The organism is Leptospira kirschneri serovar Cynopteri str. 3522 CT, assembly GCF_000243695.2.
Classification (GTDB): Bacteria; Spirochaetota; Leptospiria; order Leptospirales; family Leptospiraceae; genus Leptospira; species Leptospira kirschneri.
Genome location: NZ_AHMN02000013.1, coordinates 87950 through 105378, shown reverse-complemented (window position 1 = coordinate 105378; position 17429 = coordinate 87950). Strand labels below are relative to the sequence as shown.

The following is a 17429-nucleotide window of genomic DNA, read 5'->3' as shown; positions in this document are numbered from 1 at the left end:
CAAAACCGTATGAAGAATTCCAATCCACCAAAATCAAAAGAATCGTTTCCAAAACGCCCTTTTGAAGATCAAGTTAATGACGATCAAAGAAAATATTCTCGTTATGTATGTGATTCCCGGGCAATTCCGCACGAAATTGACGGTCTGAAACCAGTTCAGAGAAGAATTCTCTGGGCAATGTGGAACTCGGACGCAAGAAACCGTTATACAAAAACCGTAAAAGTTGCAGGTCTCGCGATGGGATACCATCCTCACGGTGATAAATCCATTCAAGACGCACTTTCTCAAATGGCGCAAGACTTCACTTTTGCGAACAACATTCCACTCGTTTCAGGCGAAGGAACTTTCGGAGACGTCTTAGATCCAAGTGCAATCGCTTCTCCTCGTTATACGGAAGTAAAACTTTCGGACTTTGTAAAAGATTTAGGATTCTTCGAAAGTTTACCGGATATTGATTACGTTAAAAACTACGACGAGACAGAAGAGGAACCGATTCACTTTGTTGGAAAAGTTCCGATTGTTCTTCTCAATAATATTCAAGGAATTGCAACTGGTTTTCGTTGTTTTATTCCGGGTCACAGGCTTGCAGATATTGTTAAGTCTCAAATCAATTATCTCAAAAGTAAAAAACCTCTTTCTCTAAAACCTTGGTATAAAGATTTCAAAGGCGAGGTAAAGATGGCCGAAACCGAGGCGGGCAATATCACGATGTCCACCACATTCGCGTTTAAATGGGAAGGAGACATTCTTTATCTTACCGATTCTCCAATGAACTGGAACCGAGAAAAAGTGGTTTCCTTACTCGATGACATTTTAGAAAGAAAAGATTCCTGGTTAAAGGACTATGTGGATTATTCCAGTGAGACCTTTCGAATTGAACTTCAATATAAAAAAGGCGAAAAACCGAGCCAAAAAGAAATCATGGCTCTTTTCAACAAAGAAGACGTTCAAACTCTTGCGATGAACGTAATCACCTACGACGGTAAGTTAAAAAATTTCAAACCGGAAGAAATCATCAAACGTTTCTGCGATTTCCGCAAAACACATCTTATACGAAGATTCAAACGTCTTTCCGGTTTAGAAGAAGAAAAAATCGAAAGAAACTCAGAACTAATTCGTTTTATTAAAGAGAAATGGAACGAAAAAGTAATCGGGATCAAATCCAAAAAAGATTTTGAGGAAAAACTCAAAACTTCTAAATTCAAATACTTTGAATGGTTATCTACAATCCCAGTCTACAGAATGACCATCGAAGAAGTCAAAAAATGTGAAGAAGCAATCGTAGAAGCGAAAACTACTCTGGCCCGTTATCAAGGACTGGTCAAAGAAGATAAAAAATTGACCGAGTTTATGATCACCGAGTTGGAAGAACTTCAAAACAAATGGGATAAAGTATGAGCAACGATAAAACCAAAGTTAAAGAAAAATCATCCCAAGAAAGAAATTTTAAAAAGTTATCTAATGTAGAACACGTTCGAATGAGAACGGGTATGTGGTTGGGACAAAATTCCGCTTCCACATTTGAACAACATTTCTTTCGTAAAAACAATGAAGATAAATACGAGATCGTTCACGAAGAATTAGAAGACGTTCCTGCCAAACTGAAATGTTTGGATGAAGCTTGTATGAACGCGGTAGACGAATACCGTAAAAATCAAAAAGACAAATCGATTCCAGAAAAAGATAAGATGTCCAAGTTGATCGTTCAACTTTCCTCCGATCGCAAATGTGTAACGATCGCGGATAACGGACGTGGGATTCCAGCCGCAAACGCGGAAGGCGTTTATCTTCATTTAATGTATGGTGAAAATTTTGACGATCACGTTAAACAAGATCACGTAGCAGGTCAAAACGGTGTTGGTATTTCTCTCGTAAGAATGGTTTCCAACTACTTCAAAGTAAAAACGGTGAACAACGGAAGTTCATTCAAAAAACTTTTTACAGTTCATGACGACGTCAAAAAACAAATCCGTTCCTACAAACTTTCTAAAGAAGATACAGAACGTGTATTTCTCTATTTTGACGAACACGGAAAATTCACGGATTGTAATCTCCTTACCAAGGATCAAATTGACAAACTCGCGCCTTTATTAAAGAAAACGAATATGCAGGAATTGATCGAAAAGGCTTCTAAAGAAGACCATGGAACCTCTGTAGAATTCGAACTCAATCCTAAATATTTCAACAACTTAGATATTTCGTTTAACGTAGATTTAATGAAACAATATCTTCAGGATATTGCAATGACCAATCCGGGTCTAGAAGTTCAATTTGTTTTTAAAGGTAAAAAAGAAAAGTATAAGTTCAAAAAAGGACTCGATGAGATTTTTTCCCATTCTGATCTTGTTTATTACAAAATGGACTATGTCGCTCCGGGTTCTGCTTCTCAACTTCATCTTGAAACTTATCTTGTAATCGGTCAGAATAAAAATCTAACTTGGGTAAATTCTATTTTTGCACCTCAAGGTGGTTCTGCGATCGAATATTTAGAAAATAGAATTTGTGACGAAGTCCGTAAAAAAAGTCAGATCGTAGCCCTTGAGAAAAAACTCAAAACTAGCTCCACTCGCAACGATGTTAGAAATTGTTTTCATATGTATGTGAACGCGAGACTTTTAAATCCACGTTTTAAATCTCAGGATAAATCGTATCTGATCAACGACCTAAACGAAGACATTCGAAACGCGGTGGATAAACATCTGGATAAGTTTATCAAAAAGACTGGGCTTTTGGAAGAAATCAAACTTCAGATGGAAAAACGCACTCAACTCAAAGCTTTTGAAGACGCTCAAAAAGGTCTCAAAAAAGCGAGCAGGATGAACATTCCAAAACTTATGCCACCTACTGGAAAACAAGGCGATCCTGGAAGAGTATTGTTCGTTGCAGAAGGAGATTCTGCAATCGCAGGTCTTCGTCCTGCCAGAAATCCTAAATTGCACGGTTTGTTTCCTTTACGAGGGAAACCTCTCAACTGTAAAGGTTTGAGCATTGCAAAAGCAATCGCAAACGAAGAGTTGAAAAACATAGTCGCAATCGTTGGACTTCCTTTAGATCAAAAAGTAAAGTCTTTAGATGAACTGAATTACGAAAAGGTAAGTATTATCACAGATGCGGATTTTGATGGTTATGCAATTCGTTCTTTAATGCTTTCTTTCTTTTATGAATACTGGCCGGAACTTTTTGAACTTGGTTTTATTCATATTTCCAGCGCTCCTCTTTACGAAGTAGATGTTAAATTCGGGGATAAGAAAAAAGAAACCATCTTCTGCATTGATGACAAAGATTACGAAGATCTAATCAAACGAGTGGAAAAAGGTGGCGGAGAAATCACTCGTAAAAAAAGAAACAAGGGTCTTGGTGAAACCGGTAAAGAAGCGATGAAGTTTGCGGTCGAAGAATGTATGACTAAAATCACGATCGGAAACAAAAAAGAAGCCTCTAAAATCCAAAGCCTTTGGTTTCATAAGGATTATGCAGAACAAAGAAGGGACGCAATTTCAGAATATGCGATGAGCGTAATCGAAGACTGATTTCTTGTGCGAATTTAAAAGTATATTCAAATATTTTAATTTATAGAAAGACCTTACTCAATCTATTTTTTTGTATCTAGTTTTTAGGACAGCGTAAGAAAGCTCGGGCGAATCAGGCTTTGTGCCGGACCGCGCTTTCAGCTCCCAATCAAATCTGATTGACCACACGAATCGCAGAGGCAAGAGCGCCTTCGACAGTTCCGTTTAATTCTGCTGTGTGTTCCCCTGCAAAAAAAATACGATCCATCAGTTTTAAAAGCGAAATGATCGATCCGTAACTTCCTGGTGGAAACGTTGCAATTCCAGTTGGAACAAATTTTGATTGAGAAGTTTCACTACTTTGAATCCTAAGAACTTGTAGTTCTTTACCTTGTCCTAAAGATTCCAATGCAAGACGGATGTATTCTACTTTCATCGCGTCGGTAGAAGAAGCTAATACGTCGTATCGATCCCCGGTTGAGATCATTCCTAAAATCTTATCTTCCGAGTTAACCTTGGTTCCAGCGTCGTAGACAAAACCGGCGACAGAATCTGAATACGCAGAAAAATTTCCCCTGATCCAAGGAGCCTCTCGAAGCATTAAAAAAATCTTATATATTCTGGAATATCGAATCCGCAAAGCGGATAATTTTTTTTCCTTATCTAACTCCGGGTCCCATTGAATTGTTGTTAGTTGATTTGCGGGTAACGTAGAAATACAGGCGTTCCCTTCTATTTTTTTTCCGGAGACGGTAGTCACGGTCACCTTACCTTCCCCTTGAGAAACAGAAACTACCGGATCCGAAAAAATGATTTCCGTATTTTCCAGAGAAGACACTAAAGCCCTTGTCAACGCCTCCATTCCACCTTCTACACGAGTATTGTATTTCGGAAAGTTGACTAGATCCGATAAAACCTTTTGCGCTGATAAAGAACGGAGAGAATCCCCATAATATAAAGAATATTTAAAATTTAAAATATTCAAATCTTCTAAACTCATTCCTTGATAATTTAAGAAATTATAAAAACTAATTCGATCTAACTCTTGTTGTTGAGTGGAATTGATTTTAGAATTCATTTGAACGAGTTTGTTTAAAATTTCCTGAGACTTAAGGGATATGTCCCAAGTTCCGAACTTGCGATAAGACCCAAAGAACAAATCCGACTGAACTTCAAATTCGGTCGTTTTTAACCCAAGTTCTCGAATTAAACTTTTTGCAGTTCTATGTTCCGCCTGAATCCATTCGGCGCCTAAATCCAAAAAGTTTCCGCTTACATCTCTTACGGTTCTGATCCTTCCGCCGAGTCGATCGGTTGCTTCGATAAGTTGAACCTTGATTCCGGTTTTACTCAAAAGATAAGAAGCATATAAACCGGAAATCCCGCCTCCCATTACGATTACTGTTTTGCGAGACGATGTTCCTTGAGCACTTAATTTTATTCCTGGAAGGCCGGAGATTCCAGCCGCAGTTAAAACTCCGAGTTTGATAAACTCCGATCTGCTTAGTTTCATTGTTTTGTCCGATTTGAGTGTCGATTCCTTATTTATCTTCGGTCAAAAATTTGTTTTTTTAGGAAAGATTTTAAGAACCTATTCTAAAACTTCAAAATGTAGGAACTACTACAACTACGAATAAATCTTCTCAAAATCAAAACCATTTGAAACTTGTGGGAACTACCACTCCGTTTGATTTAAAACTACAGGATAATTTTTAACAAAATTCATTTTTTTTTAAAGGTTTTGAGACAAACTTTAAATTTTTCAATCCCATAAAGTACATTTTGTCCAACAGATTTTGTTTCAGGATTGTTCGGAATGTAGGAACTGCTGTGATAAATCAAGACCTTAAGAAATTGTGGGAACTCATACATTTCATTAAAAACTCAAAAATGATTTTGATTCTAAAATTTTGGAACAGACTCTTAGTGAAGTTTAGTTATTCTCTTTGAAGTTATTTTAAGTCAATTTCTCAGAAAAAACCTTGCATAGAAAAAGCTTCCATTTTCCTTTGGTCCTTAAAGCTTTCAGGGAGGAAGTTGGGTGTAATTCCCACGCTGACCCGCAACTGTGAATTCGATTCTAAATTGAATCGATCAGCCAGATCTTCCCCGCGAACACGTCCTCGAGGTAGGGACCGTTCGATACTCGCTTCTGCATTTTCTTGCATCCGCGATGGGGCCCCGAAAGACGAAATCGGAGGGGTCCGAGCGGAAATATCCATCATAAAAAAAATCGTTTTCGCTTAGACTGGTTCTAAATTGAATTTGAATATTCTAAATTTAGAATCCGTTTTCTTTTCTACAAAAAAAATTATAGGTGATTACATGAAACGTAAACCATATTGGAAACTTTTAATTTCAACTTTTCTTATTTTAGGATTGTTGAATTGTTCTCAATCAAAAGAAAACAATGACGACGAATTGCTTCTTTTTCTTGGAATTTCAATTCAAAATTATTGGGAAATCGAAGGGACTTGGAAATACTTCAATGGAACCAAGAGTTATGCCGGAGACCTTTTTAACGAAAACGGAACTGTCTTAGTAGGACAATACACTATCACTAAAACTAAAATGACTCGAGAAATAAGAGATACCGGTTTTGGAGCAAGTAAACTAATCGGTGATGTCATCGAAATCGATCGTTCTAAAAAAGTAGTCTATGTTCAATTCACTCAAGATTCTTCTTTTTCAAAAGGAAAATTCGCTTGGTATCGTTGGACTTCAAAAGATGGTTATTACTATATCTGCCCTGATCTTTCCGGTGTAAATAATCAGAATACATTAGAACAAGCTAAAGCAGATAATTTGGATTACTTCTCCGATACCACCAACATTAATGCTGGATGTGGTTTGAACAGTGGATTTGACCCTGCTCCTTGGAGTCGTTTAGAAATTCAAACTAACTAAAGTTTTTAGACAAATGCGAACGATCCGAGGTCGTTCGCATATATTAAATATTAATTTTATCTTTTAAACCTATGAAAAAAAATATCTTCATTTGTAATCTTATTCTGTTCCTACTTTTCTATTCGTGTAAAGAAAGTTCATCTGACGATTCAGAAAAACTTGCCGCTTTACTTTTACTCACTCAAGCCCAACAACAAACTCCTGAAGTAAGCCCTTGCAAAGATAGATTTGCAATCGACCAAGTTGGAATTTATAATGCAAAAGAAATCATAAGTGCGTTAGCACATACTGGTACAGGTTTTCAAGATTCTCACTGCGCGGTCGACGGAGTTCTAGGACTTGGAAATTTTAATGGTTCCCTTGACGTTTTTACTTTGGATACAAGCGGCGCTGGAGCTTCATTAATTTTAGGTTGGAACGGTAAAAAAGTTCAGAACACGGTCGGAACAGATTTTATCGTTTTTGAAAACCCATTCCAACAAGGTGGAAATCCAAACACTGTCTTTTTAGAACCTGTCATTGTGGAAGTAAGTAACGATCAAACTAATTGGTGTGGTTGGAATCCTATTTATACCGGAGGTGGCGCGTTTTCTAGTGATCCGGCTAATTGGTTACGTTTTGCCGGATTGAAATATGTAGATTATAATCAAATTACAAACCCTATGAATTCCGCTTCCTTGTTTAACATAGGAGGAGGAGACGGCTTTGATCTAGGAGATGCAAACTTCGGAAACTCTGGAACAGGCTGTAGTGTAGCGCTCAGAGCAGATATTCAGAACAACGGATTTTTATACGTAAAGTTAACCTCGGCAAAAATAATTCTTCCTGCTCTTCCAATTCCTGGAGCCAATGAAAATCCAGACATCGATGGAGTCATAGCAAAACAACTAAACTAACAATATTAAAAAAATAGGAGTTCCCTTTGAATCAAAACCAACTTTCTACAAAATTACAAAATAAAATTGATCTAAAAACAAAACCTCCAGGTTCTTTAGGAACGCTTGAATCAATTGCACTTCAAATCGGCCTGATTCAAAATACCGATTCCCCAGAATTAAGAAATCCTCATATTCTCGTTTTCGCAGGTGATCATGGTCTTGCCGAATCCGGAGTTAGCGCTTTTCCAAAAGAAGTCACTTATCAAATGGTATTCAATTTTTTGAATGGAGGAGCAGGCATCAACGCATTCTGCAAACAAAATTCCATCCAACTCAAAGTGGTGGACGCGGGAGTGGATTTCAAATTTCCTCCTGATACCGTTTCTCTTAATTCTGATTTTATAGACGCTAAAGTAGGATTCGGAACTAAAAACATACTAATAGAACCGGCCATGACAAAAGAAGAATGTAATCAAGCTTTAGAAAACGGAGCCAGAATTTCCACAAAATCAGTATCAGAAAATTGTAATGTAATTGGGTTTGGAGAAATGGGAATTGGAAATACTTCTTCAGCAAGTCTGATTACTGCAAGTATTTTGAAAAAAGACTTAAAAGAAGTTACCGGAAAAGGAACCGGGTTAAACGATCAGGGATTTCAGAGAAAAATTGAAATTTTAAAAGAATGTTTTGAAAAACATAAAACCAATTTAAAAACCGCTTTTGACGTTTTACAAACGTTCGGAGGTTTTGAAATCGCCATGATGGTAGGGGCTATGATCGATTCCGCAAAAAAAGGAAGAATCATCTTAGTCGACGGATTTATCTCAACTTCGGCTTTTTTAATCGCCCAGAAAATGGAACCCTCCATTCTACAAAATGCGGTCTTTTGTCATAAATCCGTCGAACCCGGTCATTCCTATTTATTAGAAGAATGGAATATAAAACCTCTTCTTGATTTAGGTCTCAGACTCGGAGAAGGAACTGGATGTGCAATCGCGTTTCCGATCCTTGTATCCGCAGTAACTTTCTTAAAAGAAATGGCTTCTTTCGAATCCGCAAAAGTGGATCAAAAACTTTGAATAAATTCCAAGAAGAATGGAACCGTTTCTGTGCTTCTTGGATGTTCAATACGAGACTTCCAGTTCTTCCATTTTACGTTTATTCTGAATCTACACTTTCTAGATCTTCACGTTATTTTCCTTTGATCGGTTGGATCGTTTCTGCGGGAACATCTTATACTACCTATTTTCTTTCTTGGATTTTACCGATCGAAATTTCCATAATCCTTGGAATGATCCTCAGTATTTTGATTACAGGGGGTTTTCATGAAGACGGACTTGCAGACGTTTGCGACGCCTTTGGCGGAGGTTGGAGTAAGGAAAAAATTTTAGAGATTATGAAAGACAGCAGAATCGGAACGTTTGGTTCCATAGGTTTGATTCTATCCTTAGGTCTTAAATATTCATTACTCGTAAATCTCTTTCAAATCTCTCCTGAGATCTTTTTATTTACCTCTTGGTTTTCGCACTCCGCAAGCCGATGGTTTGCCTTACTCTTGATGATGTTAATCCCTTACGCAAGAGACAACTATCTATCTAAATCTAAACCGATGATTAAAAAATTACCTCCTTTTGACTTTGCCCTTTCTACATTTTTTGGATGTTTCCCTGCCATTTATTTTTCGTACCGATTCCAAAACCAAATCCCAAATATACTTTTGGGATTTTTTCTTTCTTCTATATTCGTTTTTTATTTTAAAAACTATTTTAATAAATGGATCGGGGGTTTTACGGGAGATTGTCTTGGATTTATGCAACAAGGAACCGAACTTTTATTCTATTTAGGAATTACAGTTTCATGGAACTTTATTTAATCCGACATACCACTCCAGAAATTCCACAAGGAATCTGTTACGGCCAAACGGACGTCCCTTTAATCTCCGACTTTCATTTAGAATTCCGATCCGTTCTTCAAAAAATTAATGTCGTTTTCGACCAAATTTATTCTAGTCCGAGTATTCGTTGCCGAAAATTAGCCGAATTCCTAAACGACCATTATACAATTAAATTAGAATATTCAAATCTATTGATGGAATTGAATTTTGGCTCTTGGGAAGGGAAGTTTTGGTCCGAAATTCCAAAAAACGAATATTCTTATTGGGCAAAGGATTTTGTAAATTTTAGAGTTCCCGACGGAGAAAGTTATCAAGGGTTATACGAAAGGGTTTCTAAATTCTTAGATAAAATTTTACATTCTTTTTCGGACGAAAAAATCGGGATCGTTACCCACGCAGGAGTCATTAGAACCGTTCTTTGCAAACTTTTAAATATACCGTTAGAACGCGGATTTTATTTTGATCTGAACTACGGTTCCATAAACAAAATTCTCGTAGAAAGAGACGGAATGAATTTTTTTTCCAAATTAATCTTCTGGAATGTTTAAGTCGGCTATAGTTTTTTTTCGAATTACCGATACAATTCTTAAAGTCTGTTCATAAAATTTTAATACCCTTTACCAGTTTACTAAAAAAGTATGACGAACAGAACGAACTTTCGAATTTTAAGATTTTTTATTGATTTTAGATAGAATTTATCTTTTAAATACAAAATTAATGATATTATAATATATTTATTAATAGAGTTGTTGAACGATTAGTTCTTCTTATGTTTCATGGAAACAGTTTTGTCAATCGCCACTATGGAATTTTTTAACAATTCTAATAAAAACTTACAAAACAATTACTTCTGAGATATAGAATAGATGAATTTTTTAACATATAATTTTTTCAAAATTTAGGTTCGATCCATTTTATGACTAAAATACATTTTAAAATTTTGTTCTATTTTTTAGACAAGATCATCTGCCGTAACTCTAAATTCTTAAATTTGATAAAGAAAATCTTACATTTTGCGTTTTTACAAAGGTTACCGAATTTTATCGGATTTATATTTTTTATTTTAGTAACTGGAACAAACATATCTCCAGAAAATCAAACACCGTCCCAATTGTTCATAATAGATGCTTCTGGATCTATGAACGAATACTTGGGAATTTATCAAAAAATACATTTAGCGAAGAAACACGTTAGTCGCTATATCTCTACTCTCCCGCAAGAAACTGAAATCGGTTTTTTAGCCTATGGAAATAGGCTTCCAGGATGTTCGTCCTCAAGATTGTATCAGCCTTTAGAAGTGGGAAATCACGACACTTTCAAAAACCGACTATTTAGTCTGACTCCTTCAGGCGCTACCCCTCTCGCGGAATCAATTCGAATCGCAGGAAACTTGATTTCGCAGAGAAAAAAGGAAACCGAAATTATCTTAGTGACGGACGGAGTGGAAAGTTGTTACGGAGATCCTAAAAAAGAACTTCAAACGCTCAAACAAAAAGGAATCCCATTTCGATTTCATGTCCTCGGTCTCGGGCTCAAGCCCCATGAGGAATTGCAGATGAAAGCTCTCACAGAAGACGGGAAGTATTTCAGTATCGAAGACGATTCTTCTTTTTATACCGCTTTAGATTCTCTTAAGAATCCCTCCTCTACAATTACAAAGGAAACGTTTCAAAGACCGGACGATCCGAACACAAAACCTAACAATGATTTAATGGTATGGTTTGAAAAGATTCATAAAAACCAAGAATCAGATTCGATGATAGAATATACGATCGACTTCGGTTTTAAAGCCAAAAACAATCCAAACAATTGTGTAATATTCAACCTAAAACAGAAAAAGAATTTTTCCCATCAAAGTTTAGGCCCAAAAAGAATCTCCTCTCCCGAAACCCTGATCCTAAATAAAAGTGCGTGTTTTGACGTTTCCGAAAGTAAAGGAACGATTACGATTGAAATTCCGAAACAAAATTCTCTTATCGGAGTTTTAGAACTTTGGGATATGACAGGAATTCCTTCTCCTCTCGAAATTTCAAAAGAAGAAGAAATACGTTAGTCGTCATAGGTTTAAGTCAAATTCCGCTGGAAAACTTACCTTGTACTTAAGTTTAATTTCTTGTTTTTGATTCGGTTTTAAGTCCAGTCTCCATTCTAAAATTCCGGAATCCTTTCTTATTTCCGAATGGCCCGACGTGGTATTAGAATCGATAAAAACCTTTACACTTTCTACTCCGGAAACCGGAATCGATTCTTGAAATGAGATCATCCTGGATTCTTTTCCGAAGTTTTCTAACTCCACTCGGATCGACTTTTCAATCACTTTAGTGCCAGAAAGAATTCCTTCTTTGGTTTGATTAGATTCTTTTCTATAGATCGCTCTAATTTCGTTTTCAGAACCGAATGAAATTTCAGCTTTTTCTCCGGGACTAACATAACCAAAGTTAGACGTTCCCACCATACCAGCTTGACGAAATACTACAACTTCTCCGGGAAGAATAGGAAATCCGGATACGTTTTTAAAAATTCCTTTAATGAGCGGATAACGTTTTAAAGAGGGTACGTATAAAGTTGTAAATGTCGCCTCTGTCATAAATGAAGCCAAGGATATTTTTTTGGATTCTTTCCTTGAAAGAAGAGTAACCGGTTTAGAATAACGAAATAAAAAACCACTTCCAGATTCTTCACTACGTCCGGTCATCTCGGCTTCGGGAGATTCCACTTCCGGCGCTACGTTCAATTCTTCCGTTAAATTTTGACTTTGGACGGCGACAATCCCATCCTTGTTGGTTTGTTTTTTTTGATCGTATAACCTTTGACTGGAAAGACGAGGTCTCCTTCCACTTACGTCTGGACTGGAAGTAGATAATAAAAGATTAATATTCTTCCAATCTTCTCCGCTTTCTTGATTGATTTCTGCGAGATATTCAAATTCGATCTTTTCTTTTCCATCCATACTAACCGAATAAAATGGTTTCCAAGAAACCTTTCCAGATTGATACGTAAGGTTCAATTTTCCTTCCTTTTTTTCAGTTCCTGTAAAACTAACTAGGATCTTAGTAATCCTGGAGGATTTTTCGGATAAGGAGAGAACCACGTTCATCTTATCTTGCAACTCTGAAAGTTTTTTCTTAAGATCTTTGATTGTACGACTTACTTCTTGATTAGAACTCAACAGAGTTTGAATGGCTTGTCGATTTCCGGAAAAAGTCTGAAACCATTTTTTAGAATCGGATTCGTTCTTTTTGTAAAATAGATTTTTGGAAATCATTTCCGTTAGTTTTAATCTAGTATCTATAAGTATCTTTTTCAAATTTTTAAGATTAGAATCGTTGCTTTCGTAAACTTCGATTTCCTTTTCCAAAGCACGTATTTTTTTTTGTAACTCCAAAGCTTCTTCGTTGTGAATGATAGATCCGGTTTCTACCCAAGTACTGGAACCGACAACGGAGGCTCCTGGGACTTCCACCGAAGCAACCAAAGATTCATCTTGAAGCGCAATTGGTAAGTTTCTGATTACGAATTCGTTCATTCCAGGTTCTAAATCTATTTTACCACTTCTTAAAATTCCAGCAGAAGACTCGTATAAGGTTACGTCCTGGATTTTTAATTCTATTTCTTTTGCATTTAAGGAAAAATTTATAAAAATCAAGAACAAAGAAAACAAGAACTTATCTCGAAAAAATTCAATGTTACAACTTCTTGATAAAATAAAACTGAATTTAAAGACAGGAATTTTAAATGTTTTATATATTAAATCTTTCATATTAATATCCTCCGGAGCCAGGAGTTTTAATGAGTCTATTTTCTGACGGATGACCTACAGAATATTCAAATTCTATAATTTTCTTCCCTCCAGAAGGAAGTTCTATATTGTAAGTCAAAATTCCTTCTTCATTTTTTATTGGAATATCCTTTCCAAATTCAAACTTGATTTCAACACTGTCGTCCACCGTGTAAGGAATACGATCGATCAGAGTTAACGTAACATTTCTTTTTTTACGATTTCTAACTTCAATACTCACTTTATATTTAATTTTTGTGCGGGATGAAATCATCCCTTCCTTTTGTTCAAAAGAGGTTTCTCTTCGATTTACAAGAATATCTCGATCCTGACCGAGTTCCATTCGAATCCTTTCACCTGGTTTACTCGTGTTAAGAACAGTATTCCCCAAAAGAGTGTTTCCGGAAAAAACTTCCATAGGACCCGTAAGCAAAGGTTCTCCTTCCGAATTTGAAGTTTCTACCGTCAGATAAGCTCCAGAACCAGAAAGTGGAGATGTGAAATAACCAGGACTTAAAACAAAAGATTTTTTCTTTAGAAAAACCTTATTAAAAGATCGGTCCGAGGGAATTGTCTCTGAGATACCGGAAGTGTATTGATAATCAAAACCTTCTAAAAGAGTAGGTGGAATCAAACCACCCGGAACTTTTTGGGAAGAAAGAATTAGACTTCCTTTGCGAAGAAGTTCTTCTGTATATGTCTCGATCGAACTGAGTTCTTTGCGCGAAAAATCTGAAAGTTTAGAAAATTTTTTCAGGGCTTCTTGTCCGTAGTAGTTTGCTTGATCATATCTACCATCATTGAAGTTATCTTGTTGATTTGCTAAATCGTTTTTAAGTTGATTGAGATTATCTTCAGTTTTAATTGAATTTTGCCGATTGGAATAATTATCTTGAAGGATCTGACGTGATTGTTTAATCGGAGCCTGAACGTTTTTAGCGGATGTATTGTGCGTATAACCGTCCGCTTTGGAAGCGGCTCGTTTGCTTTTTTTCCTAGGGACCTCCTCTTTTTTATATTCACCGCTTTCCTTTGCAGCCGCTATATTTATATCTTCGTTTGAGTAGTCCTGAGCTTCTTGTTGTTTTTCATCTTCAACGGAAACCTGGGTTCGAATTCTCCATTCTCTTACGATCGGAAGATCAATATCTAAATCCGGATTAGAGGCTGTAAAAAAAAGTTTCACCTTTTCCCAATCTTCACCCGTATCATTTCGAACGAGTGCAAACCAACTCAATTGACCGTTTTTGGATTCATCCGTAAGTTGAAGAGAATATTTAGGATACCAACTTGCCCCTGAAATTAAATATTTATATTCGATTGAAGTTTCAGTATCTTCGGAAGTTTCCACTTCTAAATAGATTTCCTTTTTTTGTTTCACTTCCAATCGACCAAGATAATCTAAACGAGCGTCCACTACCAAACCTTCTTCACGAACCCTATCTAAAACTTCTAATTTTTTTTGACGCATTAGAGATAATTGATTTAGATATTCATGATATTGTTTTTGAAATCCGGATAAGAACTCCGGATCAGCAATTTCTTCTTGAGGAGAAGATCCGTTTCTAATTATAGGAGAAATTTTTATGATCGTTTTTTCTTCTGCGATTAACTCTTGAATTTCGAGACTCAGAAGTTCAATTTGATCATTAAGAGTTTCTTGTCTTTTTAAAAGAGAAGCGATTTCCTTCGTTCTTGCTTTTCTTTCGATTCGAATTTTACTCCGAATTCCAAGTATCTTAATTTTTTTAGAAGAATCCGGAAAACGAACCGAAACCGTTCTTTCCGCAACTCTACCTGGAATTTCTCCTAGATAAATTTCGGAACTTCCCGCTTTTATCTTGGTTCTGAGGTTTTTAGTAACGTAAGCAAAGCTGGAATATAAGGTCACGGATTGAATTCGAGAAGGTTCCGTTTTTTCGATAGTCTCAGCGATAGTAGTTCGATCTTCACTTTCTTCCTCACTTTTCACTGAAGAAACCGTTAAGATGAAAAAGACTAAGATCAGATTTAAAAATATTTTTTTTCCAATCGAAGTTTGTAAAATCAATCTTAGCATACTGTTTTCATCTCCTGAAAACGATTTAGAGTTTGTCCTAAAACTTCAAAGAATTTAAACGATCATTCTTTAGAAATTTTTAATAAAATGTAGCGTTCCTAAAAAACCGTCACATTTGGTAATTTGCGAAATTTCAAGCAATTCTAAGATCGTTAAATTTTCGTATGAGTTCCCACATTGGACGGTTTTTGGGACAAGTTTTTATTTTTTATTTTCACAACAACGAGCAAACAAAGTTTACCTGCTTTTGAGCGTTTTTTCAATAGAGTTGTTGAAAAATTAATTCTCTATCTGCTTCTGTTTCATAGAAACGGTCGATTGAAGCAGTTTTGTTAATTTAAACTAAAAAATTTTTCAAAAACTCTGATTATTAAAAGTTATCGCCGAGAACTTCTACAGATTTCGAGTTCGCTCCGGTCTTTCGTAAAAGAAAATTGTTCCTACAAACTTAAAGACTAAGGTTATATCTTTCGAAAAAGAATTTTAGGATTTTATACTTTTCGGAAATATATTTTCAAAATATATTTTCATGAGGTCTGCAAAACGAAAATACCCGATAAACCGATCCCTTTCCACGATCGCAATTTTATCCATATCTCGATCGATTAAAATTTTTAAAATAGAGGTTAACGTATCTTCTGGTTTTCCAAAAGGTACAGATATATCCGTAACGTCTCCTACCGTAATCAAGTTAGAGATAACGTCTCTCGATTCTAAAGTGTGTCTTACTTTTCTAAGAGATAAAATTCCCAAATATCGGTCATTTCGATCTATAACCACATAATCGCTCGCTTGAATCTTCAACGCCTCTTCTTCTATTTTAGAAAGTAAAATATGATCGTGGGTCACCGCAATCGTACGCAATCTACTCTTCCAAGTTTTAACCTGAATTTCTTCTAAAAAGTCCCGATTCATATCCCAAAAATGTGCGGGAGATTGAAATCTATTTTCTTTTTGCGCCCGATATAGACTTAATTTATGACTCAATACGAACGTTAAAATCGAAACCACCATCAAAGGAGGAAGCAACACATAACTTCCAATCATTTCGCATATCATAATCATTCCCGCAATCGGAGCACTTGCCACACCCGCATAAAAAGCTCCCATACCGACTAAAATAAACGAAGTAACCGAAAGATCCGGATAAACGTATATTTTGGCAAGAGTCCCCACACCTCCGCCTAACATCCCACCTATGAACAAAGAAGGTCCAAACATTCCAGCGGAACCTCCGGTGCCGATCGTAAACGACGTGGTGAGAATTTTCATTCCAGCCAAAATAAAAAATAACGCGACCAACCAAAGACCCTTACTTTCAAACATAGAAGAAAGAATTCCCTGATTTCCGACCGGATCTTTTCCATCTAAAACGACTTGAAGTACTCCCGCTCCGCTTCCGATTGTCTCTGGCAAAAAAAGTCCGACCGTTCCTACAAAAATACCACCTAATGCGGGTTTGATGATAGGAGAAATTTTCAAACGTGCAGAGAAATACTGGACCTTCCTAAAAATTCGGATAAAAACGTCTCCGCACAAAAAACAGAGAACCCCTAAACCTAAATAAAAAATTAGATCCGTATATCTTGAAAACTCAGTGTTCGTAACCCGATATACAGTATTAAAACCGTTCAAGGCAGAATATACTAAGTAAGCCGAAACCGAAGAGATGATACAAGGAATCAAAGAATCACTTTCTATATCTTCCCTATAAATCATTTCCACCGAAGTCAAAGCTCCACCCAATGGAGCATGAAATATTGCACCTAAACCTCCCGCGGTTCCGGCAAGTAAAAGAGTTCGTCTCGCTCTTGCTCCCGCTTTTAAGAGAGTTGCAAGCAAAGACCCAAAACCTGCTCCAATCTGAGAAATCGGACCTTCCTTCCCTCCACTCCCCCCACTTGCAAGAGTGAAGACGGTAGCAATCGATTTGATCAATGAAACAACTGGATTCATTCTTCCTTCTAAATTATGAAAAGAATCAATCATTGCATCCGAACCGGTTCCCCCGGACTCGGGTGAAAAACGATTTACGATCCAACCTGTAAGTAGGCCTCCTATGATCGGAAGAAAAAATAAAAGCCAAGGTCTATAATCATCCGAAAAAGGAATTTCCCAATAAGAAACATCGTTTGAATCGATTAAAAATTCTCCTGAAGCGTGTGGAAGAGAAAGACCGGCCGCCCTATCTAAAAATAAATATTCGCATACGGCTAGAATTCTGGAAAAAAGAAACGCCCCCAATCCAGAAACAATCCCTGTAATGATACAGTAAAAGTATAAGGATCTTCTTCCACTGATTTGAAAAATGGGTCGTTTTATTTTGTTCATCGGTAGGCGTCCTATAAAATCAAAAAAACGGTTCCAATATAAAAAAAGAACATTCTAAATTTCTAAAGTATTT

12 protein-coding genes are annotated in these 17429 nt (G+C 36.4%); 8 read left to right on the top strand and 4 right to left on the bottom strand.

All coding sequences use genetic code 11. The annotated features are described in order from the left end of the window. Nucleotides 1-9 precede the first annotated feature (9 nt). Both LEP1GSC049_RS211155 and LEP1GSC049_RS211160 read left to right on the top strand, forming a co-directional pair. Nucleotides 10-1398, top strand: coding sequence for a DNA gyrase subunit A (locus LEP1GSC049_RS211155; RefSeq protein ID WP_004751627.1), 1389 nt, complete (start codon nucleotides 10-12; stop codon nucleotides 1396-1398). Next, nucleotides 1395-3530, top strand: a complete 2136-nt coding sequence (locus LEP1GSC049_RS211160; RefSeq protein WP_004751551.1) for a toprim domain-containing protein — start codon at nucleotides 1395-1397, stop codon at nucleotides 3528-3530. Before LEP1GSC049_RS211155 ends, LEP1GSC049_RS211160 begins: the two co-directional genes overlap by 4 nt. A gap of 148 nt (nucleotides 3531-3678) precedes the next feature. Here the strand turns inward: LEP1GSC049_RS211160 and LEP1GSC049_RS211165 are convergent, their stop codons facing one another. Beyond that, on the bottom strand, nucleotides 3679-5022 hold the full coding sequence (locus LEP1GSC049_RS211165; RefSeq protein ID WP_016561010.1) for a flavin monoamine oxidase family protein: 1344 nt from the start codon (nucleotides 5020-5022) through the stop codon (nucleotides 3679-3681). 746 nt (nucleotides 5023-5768) lie between these two features. Between LEP1GSC049_RS211165 and LEP1GSC049_RS211170 the strand changes: the two genes are divergently transcribed. The 6 genes from LEP1GSC049_RS211170 to LEP1GSC049_RS211195 all read left to right on the top strand — a co-directional run bounded on the left by LEP1GSC049_RS211170 (nucleotide 5769) and on the right by LEP1GSC049_RS211195 (nucleotide 11241). Then, on the top strand, nucleotides 5769-6416 hold the full coding sequence (locus tag LEP1GSC049_RS211170) for an LIC13354 family exoprotein (RefSeq protein WP_004758467.1): 648 nt from the start codon (nucleotides 5769-5771) through the stop codon (nucleotides 6414-6416). Between the two features lie 71 nt (nucleotides 6417-6487). Further along, nucleotides 6488-7312: an LIC_13355 family lipoprotein gene (locus tag LEP1GSC049_RS211175; protein ID WP_004751460.1), complete on the top strand. Its 825-nt coding sequence runs from the start codon at nucleotides 6488-6490 to the stop codon at nucleotides 7310-7312. A 26-nt stretch (nucleotides 7313-7338) separates the two neighbouring features. Then, a complete protein-coding gene (gene cobT, locus LEP1GSC049_RS211180) occupies nucleotides 7339-8373 on the top strand; it encodes a nicotinate-nucleotide--dimethylbenzimidazole phosphoribosyltransferase (protein ID WP_004751407.1) in 1035 nt (344 codons plus the stop codon). Continuing rightward, the gene (locus LEP1GSC049_RS211185; protein WP_004762244.1) at nucleotides 8370-9167 is read left to right on the top strand and encodes an adenosylcobinamide-GDP ribazoletransferase; all 798 of its coding nucleotides are present in this window, start codon (nucleotides 8370-8372) and stop codon (nucleotides 9165-9167) included. Before cobT ends, LEP1GSC049_RS211185 begins: the two co-directional genes overlap by 4 nt. Beyond that, a complete protein-coding gene (cobC, locus tag LEP1GSC049_RS211190; protein WP_004771873.1) occupies nucleotides 9152-9736 on the top strand; it encodes an alpha-ribazole phosphatase in 585 nt (194 codons plus the stop codon). Before LEP1GSC049_RS211185 ends, cobC begins: the two co-directional genes overlap by 16 nt. Nucleotides 9737-10104: 368 nt before the next feature. After that, a complete protein-coding gene (locus tag LEP1GSC049_RS211195) occupies nucleotides 10105-11241 on the top strand; it encodes a vWA domain-containing protein (RefSeq protein ID WP_004762268.1) in 1137 nt (378 codons plus the stop codon). 3 nt (nucleotides 11242-11244) lie between these two features. On the opposite strand, the gene LEP1GSC049_RS211200 is transcribed toward LEP1GSC049_RS211195, so the two are convergent. The 3 genes from LEP1GSC049_RS211200 to LEP1GSC049_RS211210 form a co-directional block, all read right to left on the bottom strand. Further along, nucleotides 11245-12948: a mucoidy inhibitor MuiA family protein gene (locus tag LEP1GSC049_RS211200; RefSeq protein WP_004751494.1), complete on the bottom strand. Its 1704-nt coding sequence runs from the start codon at nucleotides 12946-12948 to the stop codon at nucleotides 11245-11247. Nucleotide 12949: 1 nt separating this feature from the next. Next, on the bottom strand, nucleotides 12950-15025 hold the full coding sequence (locus LEP1GSC049_RS211205) for a DUF4139 domain-containing protein (protein WP_016561068.1): 2076 nt from the start codon (nucleotides 15023-15025) through the stop codon (nucleotides 12950-12952). Between the two features lie 483 nt (nucleotides 15026-15508). Continuing rightward, entirely contained in the window at nucleotides 15509-17356 is a 1848-nt protein-coding gene (locus LEP1GSC049_RS211210) for a chloride channel protein (RefSeq protein WP_004767782.1), read from the bottom strand. Nucleotides 17357-17429 lie beyond the last annotated feature (73 nt).